At 42.4% G+C, this 19,205-nt stretch carries 17 protein-coding genes; 10 read left to right on the top strand and 7 right to left on the bottom strand.

What is annotated here, in order from left to right:
* Positions 1 to 30 precede the first annotated feature (30 nt).
* Positions 31 to 1,338: an alpha-L-fucosidase gene (locus tag BACINT_RS15055; RefSeq protein ID WP_044155292.1), complete on the top strand. Its 1,308-nt coding sequence runs from the start codon at positions 31 to 33 to the stop codon at positions 1,336 to 1,338.
* Between the two features lie 135 nt (positions 1,339 to 1,473).
* Positions 1,474 to 2,166: a zinc metallopeptidase gene (locus tag BACINT_RS15050; RefSeq protein WP_007214977.1), complete on the top strand. Its 693-nt coding sequence runs from the start codon at positions 1,474 to 1,476 to the stop codon at positions 2,164 to 2,166.
* A gap of 86 nt (positions 2,167 to 2,252) precedes the next feature.
* Here BACINT_RS15050 and BACINT_RS15045 read toward each other — a convergent pair whose 3' ends face one another.
* Positions 2,253 to 3,458 carry a transglutaminase-like domain-containing protein gene (locus tag BACINT_RS15045; RefSeq protein WP_007664498.1) on the bottom strand — a complete coding sequence of 402 codons (1,206 nt, stop codon included), beginning with the start codon at positions 3,456 to 3,458 and terminating at the stop codon, positions 2,253 to 2,255.
* A 233-nt stretch (positions 3,459 to 3,691) separates the two neighbouring features.
* Between BACINT_RS15045 and hisS the strand changes: the two genes are divergently transcribed.
* Both hisS and BACINT_RS24375 read left to right on the top strand, forming a co-directional pair.
* The gene (hisS, locus tag BACINT_RS15040) at positions 3,692 to 5,056 is read left to right on the top strand and encodes a histidine--tRNA ligase (RefSeq protein WP_007664497.1); all 1,365 of its coding nucleotides are present in this window, start codon (positions 3,692 to 3,694) and stop codon (positions 5,054 to 5,056) included.
* Between the two features lie 77 nt (positions 5,057 to 5,133).
* Positions 5,134 to 5,301, top strand: a complete 168-nt coding sequence (locus BACINT_RS24375) for a hypothetical protein (RefSeq protein ID WP_007214867.1) — start codon at positions 5,134 to 5,136, stop codon at positions 5,299 to 5,301.
* 140 nt (positions 5,302 to 5,441) lie between these two features.
* Here BACINT_RS24375 and BACINT_RS15035 read toward each other — a convergent pair whose 3' ends face one another.
* Positions 5,442 to 6,293 (bottom strand): bile acid:sodium symporter family protein, encoded by an 852-nt coding sequence (locus BACINT_RS15035; RefSeq protein WP_007664496.1) that lies wholly within the window; start codon positions 6,291 to 6,293, stop codon positions 5,442 to 5,444.
* A gap of 246 nt (positions 6,294 to 6,539) precedes the next feature.
* On the opposite strand from BACINT_RS15035, the gene BACINT_RS15030 reads away from it, so the two are divergent.
* From BACINT_RS15030 to BACINT_RS15015, 4 genes are all read left to right on the top strand, one after another.
* The gene (locus BACINT_RS15030; RefSeq protein WP_007664495.1) at positions 6,540 to 6,812 is read left to right on the top strand and encodes a co-chaperone GroES; all 273 of its coding nucleotides are present in this window, start codon (positions 6,540 to 6,542) and stop codon (positions 6,810 to 6,812) included.
* Between the two features lie 38 nt (positions 6,813 to 6,850).
* Positions 6,851 to 8,488 carry a chaperonin GroEL gene (gene groL, locus BACINT_RS15025; RefSeq protein WP_007664493.1) on the top strand — a complete coding sequence of 546 codons (1,638 nt, stop codon included), beginning with the start codon at positions 6,851 to 6,853 and terminating at the stop codon, positions 8,486 to 8,488.
* A gap of 267 nt (positions 8,489 to 8,755) precedes the next feature.
* The gene (locus BACINT_RS15020) at positions 8,756 to 8,974 is read left to right on the top strand and encodes a winged helix-turn-helix domain-containing protein (protein ID WP_007664492.1); all 219 of its coding nucleotides are present in this window, start codon (positions 8,756 to 8,758) and stop codon (positions 8,972 to 8,974) included.
* A 159-nt stretch (positions 8,975 to 9,133) separates the two neighbouring features.
* Positions 9,134 to 10,153, top strand: coding sequence for a threonine aldolase family protein (locus BACINT_RS15015; RefSeq protein WP_044155291.1), 1,020 nt, complete (start codon positions 9,134 to 9,136; stop codon positions 10,151 to 10,153).
* 305 nt (positions 10,154 to 10,458) lie between these two features.
* Here BACINT_RS15015 and BACINT_RS15010 read toward each other — a convergent pair whose 3' ends face one another.
* Positions 10,459 to 12,969, bottom strand: coding sequence for a glycoside hydrolase family 9 protein (locus BACINT_RS15010; RefSeq protein WP_007664490.1), 2,511 nt, complete (start codon positions 12,967 to 12,969; stop codon positions 10,459 to 10,461).
* Positions 12,970 to 13,284: 315 nt separating this feature from the next.
* Here BACINT_RS15010 and BACINT_RS15005 point away from each other — a divergent pair, with 315 nt between their 5' ends.
* Both BACINT_RS15005 and BACINT_RS15000 read left to right on the top strand, forming a co-directional pair.
* A complete protein-coding gene (locus BACINT_RS15005) occupies positions 13,285 to 14,235 on the top strand; it encodes a DnaJ C-terminal domain-containing protein (protein WP_007664489.1) in 951 nt (316 codons plus the stop codon).
* Between the two features lie 14 nt (positions 14,236 to 14,249).
* On the top strand, positions 14,250 to 14,537 hold the full coding sequence (locus tag BACINT_RS15000) for a chaperone modulator CbpM (protein ID WP_007664488.1): 288 nt from the start codon (positions 14,250 to 14,252) through the stop codon (positions 14,535 to 14,537).
* Between the two features lie 74 nt (positions 14,538 to 14,611).
* On the opposite strand, the gene BACINT_RS14995 is transcribed toward BACINT_RS15000, so the two are convergent.
* The 4 genes from BACINT_RS14995 to BACINT_RS14980 form a co-directional block, all read right to left on the bottom strand.
* Positions 14,612 to 16,318 carry an acyl-CoA dehydrogenase family protein gene (locus tag BACINT_RS14995; protein ID WP_007664487.1) on the bottom strand — a complete coding sequence of 569 codons (1,707 nt, stop codon included), beginning with the start codon at positions 16,316 to 16,318 and terminating at the stop codon, positions 14,612 to 14,614.
* 20 nt (positions 16,319 to 16,338) lie between these two features.
* Positions 16,339 to 16,980, bottom strand: coding sequence for an energy transducer TonB (locus tag BACINT_RS14990; protein WP_007664486.1), 642 nt, complete (start codon positions 16,978 to 16,980; stop codon positions 16,339 to 16,341).
* A gap of 13 nt (positions 16,981 to 16,993) precedes the next feature.
* Positions 16,994 to 18,013 carry an electron transfer flavoprotein subunit alpha/FixB family protein gene (locus tag BACINT_RS14985; RefSeq protein ID WP_007664485.1) on the bottom strand — a complete coding sequence of 340 codons (1,020 nt, stop codon included), beginning with the start codon at positions 18,011 to 18,013 and terminating at the stop codon, positions 16,994 to 16,996.
* A gap of 92 nt (positions 18,014 to 18,105) precedes the next feature.
* Positions 18,106 to 18,999 (bottom strand): electron transfer flavoprotein subunit beta/FixA family protein, encoded by an 894-nt coding sequence (locus BACINT_RS14980; RefSeq protein WP_007664484.1) that lies wholly within the window; start codon positions 18,997 to 18,999, stop codon positions 18,106 to 18,108.
* Positions 19,000 to 19,205 lie beyond the last annotated feature (206 nt).

The raw sequence follows: 19,205 nt of genomic DNA, 5'->3' as shown, positions 1-19,205 counted from the left end.
TTTTTTTATTAACCCATCCGCATACTTATGATGAAAACACAACTTCTTTTATTCCTTTTGTTTGCAGCATCCTTTTTACCTGCAAAGGCGCAGACTTATCAACCGTCTGCCGAGAACCTGAAAGCCCGTCAGGAGTTTCAAGACAATAAGTTTGGAATATTTCTACACTGGGGGCTATACTGTATGTTGGCTACCGGTGAATGGACAATGACCAATAAAGATTTGAATTATAAAGAATATGCCAAACTAGCCGGAGGTTTCTATCCCTCCAAGTTTAGTGCGGCTGAATGGGTAAGTGCTATTAAGGCATCCGGAGCCAAGTATATCTGCTTTACAAGTCGTCATCATGAGGGCTTTTCTATGTTCCATACTAAATATTCTGATTATAATATTGTGGATGCCACTCCTTTCAAACGGGATATTGTGAAAGAACTGGCAGATGAATGTCATAAGCAGGGGGTTCGGTTACATTTTTATTATTCCCATATCGACTGGTATCGTGAAGATGCACCGTGGGGACGCACAGGGCGTGGAACCGGACGCCCTAATCCGAAGGGAGACTGGAAAAGCTATTATACTTTTATGAACAACCAGTTGACGGAGTTGCTGACGAACTATGGTCCGATAGGTGCTATCTGGTTCGATGGCTGGTGGGATCAGGATGCTAATCCTGATTTCGACTGGCAGTTACCGGAACAGTATGCGTTGATACATGGCCTGCAACCTGCTTGCTTGGTGGGTAACAATCATCACCAGATGCCTTTCCCTGGAGAGGATATACAGATTTTCGAGCGTGATCTGCCGGGCGAGAACAGTGCAGGGCTTTCCGGACAAGATGTCAGTCGACTGCCTTTGGAAACTTGTGAAACCATGAATGGAATGTGGGGATATAAAATAACCGACCAAGAGTATAAGTCAACGAAAACTTTGATCCATTATCTGGTGAAGGCTGCCGGAAAGAATGCGAACTTGTTGATGAATATAGGCCCTCAGCCCGACGGATGTCTACCGGAAGTGGCAGTTCAGCGGTTGAAAGAAGTAGGAGAGTGGATGAAAGTTTACGGTGAAACGATTTACGGCACGCGTGGTGGTATGGTTGCTCCGCATGACTGGGGTGTGACAACGCAAAAGGGAAACCGGCTCTTTGTTCATATTCTGAACTTGACGGATAATGCACTGTATCTTCCATTGGATGGAAAAATGGTGAAGAAAGGCTTTCTGTTTAAAGATCAATCTCCGGTACGGATCACTCGTGCCGGACAGGGAGTGGTGTTGCAGTTACCGGAAGTTCCTTCAGATACGGATTACGTGATAGAGTTACAACTTGTTGGGCAGTAGTGGGTTTTCGCTAATTCTTCCTAAAAGATAAGGGAAACTGTAGTAAAGCTCACGGTTTCCCTTTATTTTTGGCAAACAATTTGTATTATATATAACAAACGACACATTTTTAATTACTAAAAACAGAAAAAAATTATGGAAGGAATGATAGGAATACAATGGATTATCTTTATTGGTATAGCTGTAGTCAGCTGGCTGGTGCAAATGAACTTGCAGAACAAGTTCAAGAAGTACTCCAAAATCCCTACCGGTAATGGAATGACGGGCCGTGATGTTGCCCTTCAGATGCTACATGACAATGGAATTTATGATGTTCAGGTGACACATACGCCGGGACAACTGACAGACCACTATAATCCTGCCAATAAGACAGTAAACCTGAGTGAAGGTGTATATGAAAGTAATAGTATCATGGCTGCTGCCGTTGCTGCTCACGAGTGCGGTCACGCAGTACAGCACGCACGGGCTTATGCTCCGCTGACTATGCGTAGCAAGCTTGTACCGGTGGTATCGTTTGCTTCACAGTGGATGACCTGGTTGCTGCTGGGTGGTATCTTGCTGCTGAATACATTCCCGCAATTGTTGCTGGCAGGTATTATTTTGTTTGCTATGACAACGCTGTTCAGTTTCGTCACTTTGCCGGTGGAAATAGATGCAAGTAAGCGTGCATTGGTATGGTTGAGTCGTTCGGGCATTACGAACTCTTACAATCATAAACAGGCTGAAGATGCACTTCGTTCTGCTGCTTATACCTATGTAGTGGCTGCATTGGGCTCATTGGCAACGCTGATTTATTATATTATGATATTTATGGGTCGCAGAGACTAATCTTGTCCAATATATAAAACGATAAAAACAGACCATCTATTCACTGCGAATAGGTGGTCTGTTTGCTTAAGATAGATGGTCTGTTTTTATTTCTGATATGGTGATTGCCAGAACCAGTCGGCATCATAAGTGATGTAGGAACCTTTTTCCATGTCATTATAATAACCAGTCGGCATAAGGGCAACATAGTCTGCAGGGTTATACTTTTTGTCTTCTGTACCGAATTCGCTACGGAATGTACAGTTAATATAATACAAATTCTTAGCCATGTAGGAGTCCAGATACTCTTCTTTAGTGGTTTTTTGTTTATTATTCCAGTTGGCTTCTTTATTCAATACCAGTGGCAGACCTGTACGCATTCGTTCGCGTACTTCCGGTATGCTGAGCATGGTACCATTTTCGTCCATGACCCAAGCATTTTGTGTAGGGTCTACCCATACCCATTTATCCAGAGTTTTAGAATAAACAGCATTAATAACGTGACAATCACTGATGTATTTTTTAGGCATACAGGTTATAAAACGTGATTTGAAACCCATTGCGAGGTAACATTCATTCAATACAGTGGCCAGTCCACGGCAGTTCAAACCACGGGAACCGTCTTTACAGGCTTCCGCCAAGGCAATGGAATTTAGATGCTCAGGGTTGTTATGTTGTCCGTCATGTTTGATTCTATTATGTATAAAGGTCAGTATGTTCTTTATCTTCGAGAGTTCATCCCCTGTGCCAGCTACGCTATCTAATTTAAAATATTCCTTCACGGCTATCAGATTACTATCGCTCGGCTCCATATATGTGAAATGGGGAGGAGTACTGGTATACTCGGCTGCTTTTTGCAGAATATAAAGATAATCTCCTTCTTCTCTGATTTTAACCAGTGTCTCCTGGAATTTCTTTTCGTTGCGTATGTTATCCAAATCTGTATCTTTTTGTATATGAGCATAATTGACATATCCATTCTGAAAGGCCAGATCAAAATGTTTCAAAGCATCTTCTGTCTTTTTTTGCAGAGATTGGTAACAGGCAATATCATAATAATGGTATCCATAGTTTAATCCAATTCTTTTCTGTACTGTTTCCGGAAGTTTCTTGTAATTATCGATAATATTCCAGATGCACTGTTCCACCTTTGCATAATCTTTCTTATCTAAAGCTTGTTTTTTCTCTTGATTCAATGAGTTGAGTGTCTTGTAAAACTCATCTTTCATTTTAGACTCTTCCTGGGTTTGTGCCCAGCCGATAGTAGAGCAACATAGGAATGCTGCGAATAATAAACTGATTTGTTTTTTCATAATATTCTTCTTTTAATGTTTTGGGTAACACATATAGCAAATAATATGCCGAAAGGATAAGGTGTTGATATCTAATAGGATGTATGTATTGGATATTGTTCAAAAGCGGACATGTTCTCCATATACGAACACATGGCTATGTACATATTCATTCAAAATCTCCTGTCTTTCTTTCAGCTAATTCAATAATTTGCCGTAAATTTGCATTCCAAACTAAATAATATAGAATAATTATGGCAGCAAAACCAGGTATTCCCAAAGGAACCCGTGACTTTTCGCCAGTAGAGATGGCGAAGCGTAACTATATATTCAATACCATTCGCGATGTATACCACCTCTATGGTTTTCAGCAGATTGAAACACCTGCAATGGAAATGCTTTCTACACTGATGGGGAAGTATGGCGAAGAAGGTGATAAACTCTTGTTCAAGATACAGAACTCAGGTGACTACTTTTCCGGGCTGACTGATGAGGAACTACTGAGTCGTAATGCTGCTAAACTTGCCAGTAAATTCTGTGAGAAAGGTTTGCGTTATGATCTCACTGTGCCGTTTGCCCGCTATGTGGTAATGCATCGTGATGAAATAATTTTCCCTTTCAAACGTTATCAGATACAACCCGTTTGGCGCGCAGATCGTCCACAGAAGGGACGTTATCGTGAATTTTATCAATGTGACGCTGATGTAGTGGGTAGTGACTCTTTACTGAATGAAGTAGAGTTGATGCAGATTGTTGATACGGTCTTTACCCGTTTTGGTATCCGGGTTTGTATTAAGATTAATAACCGTAAGATTCTGACCGGTATCGCTGAGATTATTGGTGAGGCTGATAAAATAGTGGATATCACAGTAGCCATTGATAAACTGGATAAAATAGGTTTGGACAATGTGAATGCAGAACTGAAGGAAAAAGGTATCAGTGATGAAGCTATTGCCAAATTGCAACCTATTATTCTGCTGAATGGTACGAATGAAGAAAAACTGGCTACTTTGAAAGAAGTGCTTGCGGGTAGTGAGATCGGTCAAAAGGGTGTGGAAGAAAGCGAGTTTATCTTGAAAACTCTGTCTGTTTTCGGTTTGAAAAATGAACTGGAACTGGATCTGACGCTTGCCCGCGGATTGAACTACTACACTGGCGCTATCTTTGAAGTGAAAGCCTTGGATGTGCAGATCGGAAGTATCACAGGTGGCGGTCGCTATGACAATCTGACCGGTGTGTTCGGTATGGCTGGTGTTTCCGGTGTAGGTATCTCTTTTGGAGCCGATCGTATCTTCGATGTATTGAATCAGCTTGACCTTTATCCGAAGGAAGCTGTGAACAGTACACAACTTCTTTTTATTAACTTTGGTGAGAAAGAAGCTGCTTACTCTCTGAATATACTTGCTAAGGTACGGGCCGAAGGTATTCGTGCAGAAATCTTTCCGGATTCTTCAAAGATGAAAAAACAGATGAGCTATGCTAATGCCAAGAACATTCCATTTGTAGCCCTTGTGGGAGAGAATGAAATGAATGAGAATAAGGTGACGCTGAAGAATATGGAGACTGGTGAACAGAGCTTGGTTTCGGCCGAAGAATTGATACAAACTTTAAAGAAATAAAAACTTCATAAAAGAGTAAACTCTTTGTAGTCCATCTTGGTTATCTTTGTAGTACTAACCTAACAAAGATAACTATTATGGATGTTTTAGAACCGAAGTATTACGCAGCCATCGGTATGGTGATGACGTTAATAGCCGTAATATTCCTTTTCTTGATGGGGAGTGCTTTAGTACATTCTACCAAGAGCTTCTGGCAGGGATATTCGACAGAATTGAGTTGTGATACGGATCTGGATATTGACTAAACTGGCTAAGTTTATCATTTTTTCAGTCGCCAATTTCTTGTTGACAAGAACTTAACTCCCTGTTGACAAGAAGTTAACTTCTTGCATGCAAGGTCTTAACTTCTTGTAGAGGGGAATTTTAGTGTAATTTTCACTGTTTATCATCTTCTCTTTACTATTCCCACATATACTAATAAGATAATATTCATCATCAGTGCATAAATAATGGCTGGTATAGCAATTACATCATTATTGAATATAAACGGGCTACTTGCAATGGCAATACTTTGAGCTGCATTCTGCATTCCTATTTCAATGATAAGTGTGCGTTGCTCTTTTCTGTTCAATTTCATTAGCCAAGAGATTATATATCCTCCACCCATAGCCAGCAAAATCATCATTGTGATGCACGATCCTAATCGTCCGATCTGTGCAGCTATCGTTTCGTGATGTTGCATGAAGAAGACAGAGGCCAATAATATCAAGGCGGGAAAAGCTACTTTAGATAATATTTTGTGTATCCGTTCGGCCGCTTTAGGGCAGAAACGTTTTGTTAAAATGCCTGTTGCAATGGGGAGCAACATAAGTAGTAAATTCTGGATGATGAGGCTACCGACAGGTAAGTGTATGATCATTCCACTATTGTCTCCTGCAACTTGTGTGGCAAACTCCATAATGACAGGAATAGTGAATAGGGTGATAATACTGCTGAATGCAGTCAACGATACGGAAAGTGCTACATCGCCTTTGGCAATCATAGAGAATATATTGGAAGAACTTCCTCCCGGAGAACAGGCTATGAGTACCAATCCAATAAAAAATAAAGGCTCCAGATGAAACAGATATCCCAGCGCAAAAGCTAATACAGGTAAAAGAATTATTTGTCCTATCAAACCTGCAATTATAGGATAGGGACGTTGACGAAATAATTTAAAATCTTTAATTTCAAGTGTCAATCCCAGTTCAAACATTAATAATGTGAGAATGGGCAAAACAATCCAGACTGCATTCATGTTCTAAAAACGTTTTTTGAGGGGGCAAAGATAATGCAAATCATGAAAAAGTTATGCTGAGATGCCGCTTATCTTCTCTAAAGATAATGGAATATTGTCTTATTCTTTGCCAATTTGGCAGTTTTATACTGACAGAAATTTAGCTTTGCTGTTTGGCACGCTTTTCGCAATTTATTTTGCGTCTCACCAATAACGAGGCAAGACATTACTATAATAAATGTATAACATATAAAAAACAAAAGAACTATGAACATTAAACCATTGGCAGACAGAGTGCTGATACTCCCTGCACCTGCAGAAGAGAAAACAATTGGCGGTATCATTATTCCGGATACAGCAAAAGAAAAACCTTTGAAAGGTGAAGTTGTGGCAGTTGGTCACGGTACGAAAGATGAAGAGATGGTATTGAAGGTGGGCGACAACGTTTTGTATGGCAAGTATGCTGGTACTGAACTGGAGGTTGAAGGCACTAAATATCTGATTATGCGTCAAAGTGACGTACTCGCTGTGTTAGGTTAATATAGTAATTATAAAATATTTAAATTGTAAATATCATTATGGCAAAAGAAATATTATTCAATATCGATGCCCGCGACCAATTGAAAAAAGGTATCGATACACTGGCAAATGCTGTGAAAGTAACTCTCGGCCCTAAAGGTCGTAATGTGATTATCGAAAAGAAATTCGGTGCTCCTCACATCACGAAAGACGGCGTAACTGTAGCTAAGGAAGTGGAACTGTCTGATGCATACCAAAATACGGGTGCACAGTTGGTGAAAGAAGTTGCTTCTAAGACTGGTGACGATGCTGGTGACGGTACTACTACTGCTACTGTATTGGCACAGGCTATTGTTGCTGAAGGCTTGAAGAACGTAACTGCCGGTGCAAGTCCTATGGATATCAAACGTGGTATTGACAAGGCTGTTGCCAAAGTGGTTGACTCAATTAAGTCACAAGCTGAAAAAGTAGGTGACAACTACGATAAGATTGAACAGGTTGCTTCTGTATCTGCAAACAATGATCCGGTTATCGGTAAGTTGATTGCTGATGCTATGCGTAAAGTTTCTAAAGACGGTGTAATTACTATCGAAGAAGCTAAGGGTACTGATACTACTATTGGTGTGGTAGAAGGTATGCAGTTCGATCGTGGTTACCTTTCCGCTTACTTCGTTACTAATACGGAGAAGATGGAGTGTGAAATGGAAAAACCATACATCCTGATCTACGACAAGAAGATTTCTAACCTGAAAGATTTCTTGCCTATCTTGGAACCTGCTGTACAAACCGGACGTCCTCTGTTGGTAATCGCAGAAGATGTGGATAGTGAAGCTTTGACTACGTTGGTTGTAAACCGTCTGCGTTCTCAATTGAAGATTTGTGCTGTGAAAGCTCCGGGCTTCGGTGACCGTCGTAAAGAAATGCTGGAAGATATCGCCGTATTGACTGGCGGTGTAGTGATCAGTGAGGAAAAGGGTCTGAAACTGGAACAAGCTACCATCGAGATGTTAGGTACTGCTGATAAGATCACAGTTTCTAAAGATAACACTACCATCGTAAATGGTGCCGGTGACAAACAAAATATCAAGGAACGTTGCGAACAGATTAAAGCTCAGATTGCTGCTACTAAATCTGATTATGACAAAGAAAAATTGCAGGAACGTCTGGCTAAATTGTCTGGTGGTGTTGCTGTTCTTTACGTAGGTGCTGCTTCTGAAGTTGAAATGAAGGAAAAGAAAGACCGTGTAGACGATGCTTTGCGTGCAACACGTGCTGCTATTGAAGAAGGTATTGTACCGGGTGGCGGTGTAGCTTACATCCGTGCACTCGATGCATTGGAAGGTTTCAAAGGTGATAACATCGATGAAACTACCGGTGTTGACATTATCAAGCGTGCTATTGAAGAACCGTTGCGTCAGATCGTTGCCAATGCTGGTAAAGAAGGTGCTGTAGTTGTACAGAAAGTACGTGAAGGTAAAGGTGACTACGGTTACAATGCTCGTACTGATGTATATGAAAACTTGCATGCTGCCGGTGTAGTTGATCCTGCAAAGGTTGCTCGTGTAGCTTTGGAAAATGCTGCTTCTATTGCAGGTATGTTCCTGACTACTGAATGTGTAATCGTTGAAAAAAAGGAAGACAAACCTGAAATGCCAATGGGTGCTCCCGGTATGGGCGGCATGGGTGGCATGATGTAATACCCGTTTTTCCCTGAACTCATAATTATAATAAATGACCACAGTATCTCTATGAAGGTACTGTGGTCTTTTTTTTCTCTTTTCTAGTCTTTTTCTACTCATATTACCTGTATATTATTACGAAACTGTTACAATTTTGATTAAAAAAGATATCTTTTGTTCGTTTTTTATGTTTTATAAATAAAAAGTGATACCTTTAGGGTGATAAATTAGGATAACCTAAACAAAAACCAATCAATTATTTAACCTTTTTAATGACGAGAAGAGATGAACAAAAGCGACATCGGCCTGAACGCAGGCAAGATTTGGAGGTTGCTTAGCAATTACGCCAAATGGGACTATGGGACTTTGAAGAGAAAGTCCGGGCTGAAGGACAAAGAACTGGGAGCCGCCTTGGGATGGTTAGCTTGTGAAGACAAGATTGTATTGCACCAAGAGAACGAAGAACTCTACATTTTTTTGGGCGTGAATGTTTATATCGGCTAAAGAATGAAAAACCGATTGAAAACCTAAACGAAAGCGTGGATTTTTAAAATCCACGCTTCTTTTTTTCTGCTAACGAATATATTTTGTTCCTTTGCATGCTCTTAGTAGTAAATGATAATTCGGGTGCTAAGATAATTTATTGATAAAATGAATATAACTATGAGAAGTTTTGCTTCAGACAACAATTCCGGTGTACATCCATTGGTGATGGAAGCACTAAACCGGGCAAACCAAAATCATGCAGTAGGTTACGGTGACGATCCTTGGACGGAGGAAGCCGTCCGTAAAATCAAGGAGACATTTACAGCTGATTGTGAACCGCTTTTTGTTTTTAATGGAACAGGTAGCAATGCAGTAGCTTTACAGTTGGCTACGCGTCCTTATAATTTGATTCTTTGTGCGGAGACAGCACATATTTATGTGGATGAATGTGGTGCTCCTGCACGTATGACAGGTTGCCAGATCCGTCCGATTGTAACACCGGATGGTAAACTCACCCCAGAGTTGGTACAGCCTTATCTAAAGAATTTTGGTGAACAACATCATTCCCAGCCGGGTGCTATTTATATTTCCCAATGTTCGGAATTGGGTACTGTTTATACTCCGGAGGAATTGAAGGCATTAACAGCTTTAGCGCATAAACATGGTATGTATGTACACATGGATGGTGCACGCCTGGCGAATGCTTGTGTAGCTTTGAATCTTAGTTTCAAGGAACTTACGGTTGATTGTGGTATTGATATACTTAGTTTTGGTGGAACAAAGAATGGTTTGATGCTTGGGGAAAGCGTAGTCATTTTTAATCCAGAGCTCAAAAAAGAGGCACTTTATGTGCGGAAGCAATCGGCCCAGTTAGCTTCTAAATTACGTTATCTTTCTTGTCAGTTCACAGCTTACCTTACAGATGATTTGTGGAAAAAGAATGCTATGCATGCCAATGCAATGGCACAAAAACTGTATGATGGTTTGAAGGTATTCCCGGGTGTACATTTTACACAGAAGATGGAGAGTAACCAGTTATTCCTGACTATGCCTCGTTCGGTTATTGATAAGCTGATGAAGTCTTACTTCTTCTATTTCTGGAACGAAGCTGAAAATGAAATTCGTTTTGTGACTTCTTTTGATACAACAGAGGAAGATATACAAACCTTGTTACAGGCTGTAAAAGATAGTTTTTAATTTTCCTTATTGTGCACTTATCTGCATCACCCCACACACTTATTTGCATCGGGTTGAAGACTTATCTGTGTAGGGCGATGCACTTATCTGCATAGGCTGATGCACTTATCTGCATCAAAATCTTCTTCATCATATTATAAAAATGACAGAAAAAAGCTCCGGACCTTCTCAGGCATGGAGCTTTGGTTTGAAACTTTTTCCCTTGGGGGTGGGAAAAAGCCTACTGAAAACAAACCGATTGAATATTACCTTAAATACCTTTGCATGATAACCTTTAACTAACCTTTTTATGATAATCGTATGGACTACATTCCTATTGCTTCGAGTACGGGTACAAAAGTATAGCCTTTCCGTTTCAATGTTTTAATCATTTTATCCAGATAGCCATTATAGAATTTATCCGTACGGCGGTCGTCCGTACCGAAGTGTATCAACATCAAATGTCCGTTTAAACCTTCTTTTTTCTCTATTTCCATGATTTTATCATAGATGAACTTACTGCTGCGATATTTCTGTCCCATATCCGGGGTAGTGTAATCTGCATTACTCATTGTACCGGGCGTATAGTTAATAAGTTGGATGCCCATATTTTTTGCCCATGCAGCTATTTCTTTATTATAATATTCATAAGGCGGGATATATACCGGAGCATCTTTGTATTCGATACCTGCCTCGCGCATACCTGCATAGCTTTTTAACATATCCTGTTCAAACTGCTCACGGGTTACTAATAGTGAATCGCGATTTTCCCACGGCATATACAGTAAGTGTCCATAACTGTGGCTACCTACCAGATGTCCTTCGGTACGCAGACGTTTGACTACTTCAGGGTAGAGTTCGTAGAATTCACCGGTGAAGAAAAATCCACCTTTGATGCCGTACTTTTTCAGTGTGCTGATGATAGCATCGGCACCGTCTGCCTTATCAGCTGCAGTAAAGACAAGTGTAATTTGTTTTTTTGATGGATCAGTGCGAATGATGCCACCATTTACATATATATTCTTATCGCCTTGAATATTGGCTTGCTTCATGCCCTCTTTTTGCATGGCAGAGAGGTAATAAGTGAGACATGCAGTTCCATCCATAGTCGGTTCATTGGTCGAATAGTCATGAATGGCATCATGATATACCATCAAGTCCGGCTGAAAGCGTTCATAATCTTGTCCGGGAGTACCGGGAATACCAGTCATATTTACTCCACGCAGACTTTCAAAAATAGTGCGGTAAACTGGTCCGTCTACCAATCCGCCTGTAGTGTTGCCTACTCCTGCATTTAGTAATGAAGAGTGGGGTTGTGAAGGATAATCTCCATATAGGGGAAGTTCTACGACCATACTGGTTCCCCATGGGTTACAACCGAACAACCAGTCGAGCATGGCGGCTTCCATTTCTTTGTATGTTTCATCACCTGTTGCTTCACGATACAGGCGGCACTGTGTCAACATGGCAGTTGTTAAGTTGTTAGAACACCAAGTGTAGGGAATGCCATGCATGAATGGGCTTTCGACTGCTTTCTCGTAGGTACGTACAATACCGGTATGCATGTTTCGGATGAATTCTTTGCTGAGGCGGTCATTGTTTACTTTTGCTAAGTGGTAATGTCCCATATTCATGAACGGATACCACTGGTAGTGGCGTGCACTGTCAGCACCCATCCATGGGGTAACAGGTTCACGTCGTCCATACTCAACGGCTTGCTGCAGATATGTCAGGTCTCCGGTACTTTTAAACAGTTCCATGGCTCCCAACTCCATATCGTCTACCCAGTTATCTTCTTCATAGATATACGGGGACAAGACGGATGCCGTCTGGCAAGCCCCTGGCTTCTTTACACCTTGCTGATAGGCTGCATCGGCCTTTGCCTCTATTTCGGCTGCAAATTCCGGATAGAAATTCTTCAGGAGACGTGCACCGAGAGCGAAGCAGGAAGCATATTTGCCTGCCGTGCTGGCTACACCTGTAGTTGCGTTCATAAACTGGCCACGTACCTGAGGTTCACCGCTACAGAAATAAACAGGACGTCCGTTACCCGGGCCATATCCGTAATCTACTTTATCTTTGTTGGGCAGACGCATACCAGCATGGTCACGGTCGTCAGCAATCTGGTTGTATAGTTCACCGGGAGCGGGATTCATGCGATTTAACCAGTCCAGTCCCCATTTTATTTCGTCTACAATGTCAGGGATACCGTTAGCACCGGGAAGTCCGGCAGCATCATAGAAATCACCGAAAGATTCCGGGTTTTCCTGATAGGCGAACATCATCTGATAAATAGCATTGGCGGAAGTTGTGGTATATTGCAGATAATCCGTTGCATCGTGCCAGCCACCACGGACATCAATGTGTTGTCCCGTCTTAGTGGGATGATACAAGATGTAGCCATCGTGCACATGACAACTGTCTTTTAGGAAAGGATTATAACCGCAGCGCTGCTGACGCATATAGTTCAATAAGAAATCTGCAGTTCCATTGTATACATGGTTATTGATGGGAAAATGGGGAGAGACAGCTTTACCTGCTTTCAGGTAATAGGTTCCCGGTTGATTGAAATCGCTAAAATTCAAACGATAGGTACTCTTCATTAGGCCCATCTTTCCGGTTGATTTGATAGAATTGAAAGTGCTAACTGTTTGTCCGGTGAAGGCATCTACAAGTGCATACTCTTGTATGTCAGTGGGTTCTTCACTCATGAATACTGCTACTTTTACAGACTGCGGCAAGTAGCCAAGTTGGTTAATACGTATCCATGCATCTGCTTTGGTTTGCAGGACGATGAAAGTGAGTGCTACCGTAAGTAGCCAATGGTTACTTTTCATAATAAGTCAATATATTAAGGTTGGGGGAATTATGCTTTCTGTAAATGCATTATTTTATATACAAATAAAGTGTTTTCTGTTTATTTTAGGAAGTTTTAGCATGAATAATTAATTGACGTTACGAGTCGTTTACATTGTTTTAGAATTAAAAAGACGTTAATGAATCTTTCTGTAAATGGATATTTTGTTGATTATCTATGGTTTATGCTTTTTGATACTCCTTTTTAGTTTTCGTTTATGTATTTTAATATTCAAAACACCCACTTGGTGCGTTATTTGTAATAGGGTATATAAGAATAATAAAATTTATAGACTATGGCTTATATAGATTATTATCAAGTCCTTGGGGTAGATAAGACGGCAAGCCAGGATGATATAAAGAAAGCATTCCGTAAATTGGCACGCAAATATCATCCTGATCTGAATCCGAACGATTCTTCTGCCAAGGATAAATTTCAGGCAATTAATGAAGCAAATGAAGTGCTGAGTGATCCTGAAAAGCGTAAAAAATACGATGAGTATGGTGAGCACTGGAAGCATGCTGATGAATTTGAGGCACAAAAGCGTGCCCGTCAGGAGGCGAGTGCCGGTGGATTTGGAGGCTTTGGCGGCGGCTCGGGTGCAGGATATGGTACGGATGGTGGCTCTTACTGGTATTCATCCGATGGACAGGAATTTTCCGGTCATGGTGGCGGCTTCTCCGATTTCTTTGAATCTATGTTCGGAAACCGGGGGCGTGGAGGTGCTAATGCAGGCTTCCGTGGACAGGATTACCATGCAGATTTAAACCTCTCGCTTCGTGATGCAGCCCAGACTCATAAACAAGTGCTGACTGTAAACGGTAAGAATGTGCGCATTACTATTCCTGCGGGAGTAGCAAACGGGCAAGTAATTAAATTGAAAGGTTATGGTGGCGAAGGTGTTAACGGTGGACCTGCCGGAGACTTGTACATAACGTTTGTGATTGCGGATGATTTGGTATTCAAGCGTTTAGGGGATGACTTGTATGTGGATGTGCCTATTGATCTTTATACCGCTATCCTGGGTGGTGACCAATTGGTGGACACTTTGGATGGAAAGGTGAAACTGAAAGTGAAACCCGAAACACAGAACGGTACGAAGGCTCGTTTGAAAGGTAAGGGATTCCCTGTATATAAGAAAGAAGGACAGTTCGGTGACCTCATTGTGACTTATTCCGTGAAACTGCCGACGAACTTGACGGAAGAGCAGAAAGAGTTGTTCCGTAAACTTCAAAGTATGAACTAAAAGGAGGTAGCACTATGCAGAATGAATTAATCATAGTCAGCGAGTATTGTCGCAAATGCCACATTGAACCGTCGTTTATCGATTTGTTACAGGAAGGTGGCCTGATAGAAGTAATGACCGAGGGTGGGGAACGCTATCTGACGTTTACTCAATTACCGGACATAGAACGTTACAGCCGTATGTATTATGACTTATCCATCAACATTGAAGGAATTGATGCCATCCATCACCTGTTGCAGCGTATGGAAGAGATGCAGAATGAACTTCATGAGTTACGCAGTCAGTTGAGACTGTTCCGGTAAGGAGCTTTATTCCTAAAAAAGAAGGCTGTCTCATTGATTTGAGGCAGCCTTCTTTAAATATAGTAATCGGTTAATTACTTGCGATAGCTTTCCAATTCTTCAGCCTTGAACTTACGGATGAAATTGAAGTGCTTTTCTACTTCAGCTTCAGCATAGTTCAGATAAACAACAGCTGATTTCGCGAACAACTCAGGAGCTTTGGTTGCATCCTGGATGAGAAGATGAGACATCACGCATACAGCCGCCATTTCGTAAAGGCGACGGGCTACGAAATCCAACAGTTCTTGGTTGGCAGCTTCTTTCGTTGCATTGGTGACAGCCTCAAACTTATTTGTCATTTCTTTCAGGCGATCCATCAGAGGTTGCATTTCTTCACTGCAAGGAATTGTTTCATAATCACGGAGTGTAGCAGCATACGAACCATTTGTTACGTAACGGATAGCGGCTACGGTCTGTAATTGAGTAGTACCTTCATAGATGCTGGTGATACGTGCATCACGATAAATGCGTTGGCAAGCATACTCCAACATGAAACCGGAACCGCCGTGAATCTGGATACAATCATAAGCATTCTGATTTGCATATTCTGAGTTCATACCTTTAGCCAGCGGAGTGAAAGCATCAGCAAGCTTAGAATATTTCTTCTGTTCCTGGCGTTCTTCCGGAGTCAGCTTACGTTCGCGGGAAATATCATCCAAAGCTTTATAAACATCTACGTAACGAGACGTTTGGTATAACAATGCACGTCCGGCATCCAGTTTTGCTTTCATGATAGCCAGCATGTCATATACAGCCGGGAATTCAATAATAGCTTTATTGAACTGTTTACGATCTTTCGCATAAGCTAAGCCTTCGTTGTAGGCAGCTTGCGACAGACCTACCGACTGTGCGGCAATACCCAAACGTGCACCGTTCATCAATGCCATTACATACTTGATCAAACCGAGTTTACGATCACCGCAAAGTTCAGCCTTTGCATTCTTATAAACAAGTTCACAAGTTGGAGAACCGTGAATACCTAATTTATTTTCGATACGGCGTACATCTACGCCACCTTCGCGCTTATCATAGATAAACATGGACAATCCACGACCATCTCTGGTTCCTTCTTCCGAACGGGCCAGTACGAGGTGTAAGTCTGCATCACCATTCGTGATGAAACGCTTTACACCATTCAGACGCCAGCAATTTTCTTTTTCGTCGAAAGTGGCTTTCAACATTACACTCTGCAAATCGGAACCGGCATCGGGTTCTGTCAAGTCCATAGACATAGTTTCACCGGCACAGATACGTGGAATGAAACGGCTGTGCTGATCTTCGTTACCGAATTCATACAGTGTTTCGATACAGTCTTGCAGAGACCAGATATTGCCGAAACCGGCATCGGCTGCTGCTACGATCTCGGCACACATGGTGTACGGAGTGATGGGGAAGTTCAAACCACCGAAACGGCGTGGCATAGTCATACCATTCAGTCCGGCTTTCACCATTGCATCCAGGTTCTGTCTTGTACCGCTGGCATATTCCACACGACCGTTAGCACAGTGAGGACCTTCTTCATCTACACCTTCGGCGTTCGGGTTGATAATCTCTCCGGTGATTTCTCCGGTGATTTCAAGAACCTTATCATAAGAGTCCATTGCGTCCGCATAATCTTGTGGGGCATAGTCAAATTTGTCTTTATCTTGGTATCCGCGCTCTTTCAGTTCGCAGATACGTTCCATCATCGGGTTGTTCAGCTGGAACTTCAATTCAGGAACTTCGGTATAAAAATTTGCCATAATCTTTTTATTGTTTTTAGTTATAAACGAAAATTGACGGGAATGGTGAAGTGCATGTTAGCCGGTTGTCCTTCTATCTTCCCGGGAGTGAATTTGTAAGTCATCGTCAGGAAACCTACTACTCTCATCGCTTCCTTGTCCAGTTCGGGGCAAACGCTCTTCACAACTTCTGCCATCTTAGGATTGCCTTCCTTGTCTATCGAGCATTTTATGAGGACCAATCCTTGCTTTTTGTCTTTTATGGCCTGCCGAGGATACTTGGTATATTGGGCTATCAGCTTTGATAGCTCGGCATTGCCTCCTGGAAACTGAGGCAGCTCTATATAAGGAATGAAGTCCAGTTCTTTACCGTCAATATCATACAGATGCCCTTCGGAAGAATCGCCGTTCATGACTTCTTCACGCTTCAAGGCTCCGTTTTCATAATACTGCTTCAAGTTCAGCTTGCGCCCATTCTTGTAGGTTGATATTAACCGTATTTGCCCATTGGGATAATATTCTGTCCGTTGTCCTACCAATCTTCCGTTTTTATAGAAGCATACTATGCTGTCATTTCCGTTGGCATATGAATAGACATGCTTGCCGTTTTTCGGAAGTTTGTTCTGGGCATTCAGCATTCCGCACGTACAGAATAGACATAGAGCAATGATGACTCCCTTCATTTCGTTTATAAATTTATTTACTGTTTTCTTTATAGTATTTAATCATCTTCGGAATGACTTCTTCTACCGTACCGTTAATTACATAATCGGCAATGGTGTTAATAGGAGCATTCTCATCATTATTGATAGAGATGATAATACCACTTTCTTGCATACCGGCAATGTGCTGGATTTGTCCCGAGATACCGCAAGCGATATACAGTTTGGGGCGAACTGTTACACCTGTCTGTCCAATTTGGCGGTCGTGATCGCAGAAACCTGCATCAACGGCTGCGCGGCTGCCGCCTACTTCGGCATGCAGTTCCTTGGCCAGTTCAAACAGCATATTGAAACCTTCGCGGCTCCCCATACCGTAACCACCGGCTACGACAATCGGAGCGCCTTTCAGGTTGTGCTTTGCTTTCTCTACATGGCGGTCGATAACCTTCACTACATAGTCCGTAGTAGGCACATATTTGGCAACGTCGTGGTTGATGACTTCGCCCTGATAGTTGGTGTCGAGAATTTCCTTCTTCATCACGCCTTCGCGAACAGTAGCCATCTGCGGGCGGTGTTCGGGGTTGACGATGGTTGCCACGATGTTACCGCCGAATGCGGGACGAATCTGGTACAGCAAGTTTTCGTATACTTTGCCTTCTTTCTTATCTTCATGCTCGCCGATTTCCAGTGAAGTACAGTCGGCGGTCAGTCCGCTGGTTAGCGCAGAAGAAACACGTGGCCCAAGGTCACGACCGATAACGGTGGCGCCCATCAGGCAGATTTGCGGCTTTTCTTCTTTAAACAGATTGATGAGTACGGAAGAGTGGGGCAGTGAAGTATAAGGGAACAAGCCCGGAGCATCGAAGATGTGCAGACGGTCGACACCGAAGGGCAATACTTGTTTTTCGATTCCTGCAAGGTTAGTACCGGCAACAACGGCTTCCAGTTGGCAGCCCAGTTGGTTAGCTAACTTGCGTCCTTTGGTAAGGAGTTCGAGACTTACTTCGGCAACTACAGTGCCTTCAAGCTCACAATATACAAATACGTTATTCATATTTTTTAGTTTTTAGCTACTAGCTACAGGTTACAAGTGCTGTTTAGGATAATGGTGCAGCAACTTGTAGCTTGTCGCTTGTTGCTCGTAGCTTAGCCAATCGTATGATTGGCGAGTAGTTCAACAATAAGATCTTCTACATCCTGGTCGCTTCCGGTCAGCGTACGGCTTTCCTTGGCTTGGAAGGAGATGTTCTGAATGGCTTTCACTTTGGTAGGCGAGCCACTGAGGCCGCATTGTTTCAAATCACCGTTGACATCGGCCACACTCCATTCGGTGATGTTCAGATAAGGGTACTTCTCGTAGAGGTCGGCATAAGGCAGAATAGCACCTTCCTTGGTGATAGCAGCTTTTTCCTGTGCACCGAGAGCACGTTTGTACTTCTGTACCAACTTAGCGTTGCGTGGGCGGCAGGGGGCTGCACTTCCATTCACAGTGATCACGATAGGTAGAGGACCTTCTACTGTTTCCACACCACCGTCGATATGACGTTTCACTACAACACGTCCGGTCGTTTTCTCCACGTTCAGAATTTCTTCGGCATAAGTAATTTGTGTCAGACCGAGCTTTTCAGCAACTTGCGGACCCACTTGAGCTGTGTCACCGTCAATAGCCTGGCGTCCGCCGATGATGATGTCATACTCGCCTATCTTCTTGATGGCAGTGGCAAGGGCGTACGAAGTGGCAAGGGTATCTGCACCAGCAAAAGCACGGTCAGTCAACAGATAACCATTGTCGGCACCGCGGAACAATCCTTCACGAATAATTTCGGCTGCGCGTCCCGGTCCCATTGTCAGGATGGTTACGGTAGAGCCCGGGTGTGCATCTTTCAGTCTGAGGGCTTGCTCAAGAGCGTTCAAGTCTTCGGGGTTGAAGATGGCGGGGAGTGCCGCACGGTTAATGGTTCCGTCGGCTTTCATGGCATCTTTCCCAACATTACGTGTGTCGGGAACTTGTTTAGCCAATACTACGATTTTCAAACTCATGTTATTAATTATTAGTATTAGTATTTCTCAAAGTGTCAGTGCCGGGAATAGGAGTAGGAGGTACATAGTGTGTCCAGCTACTGAAATTGTCCGGTTAACTAATTATCAGCGTGCAAAATTAGTCAAACTGTTCGTTCTGACAAGAAATGCGGGCAAAAAATGCACATTGAAAAGGTTTTTGAGCAATATAGGGGCTTTAGAAAGGG

This window comes from Bacteroides intestinalis DSM 17393 (genome assembly GCF_000172175.1).
Taxonomy (GTDB): Bacteria; Bacteroidota; Bacteroidia; order Bacteroidales; family Bacteroidaceae; genus Bacteroides; species Bacteroides intestinalis.
The sequence above is the reverse complement of the archived record's forward strand: the minus strand, read 5'-3'. Positions and strand labels throughout refer to the sequence as shown.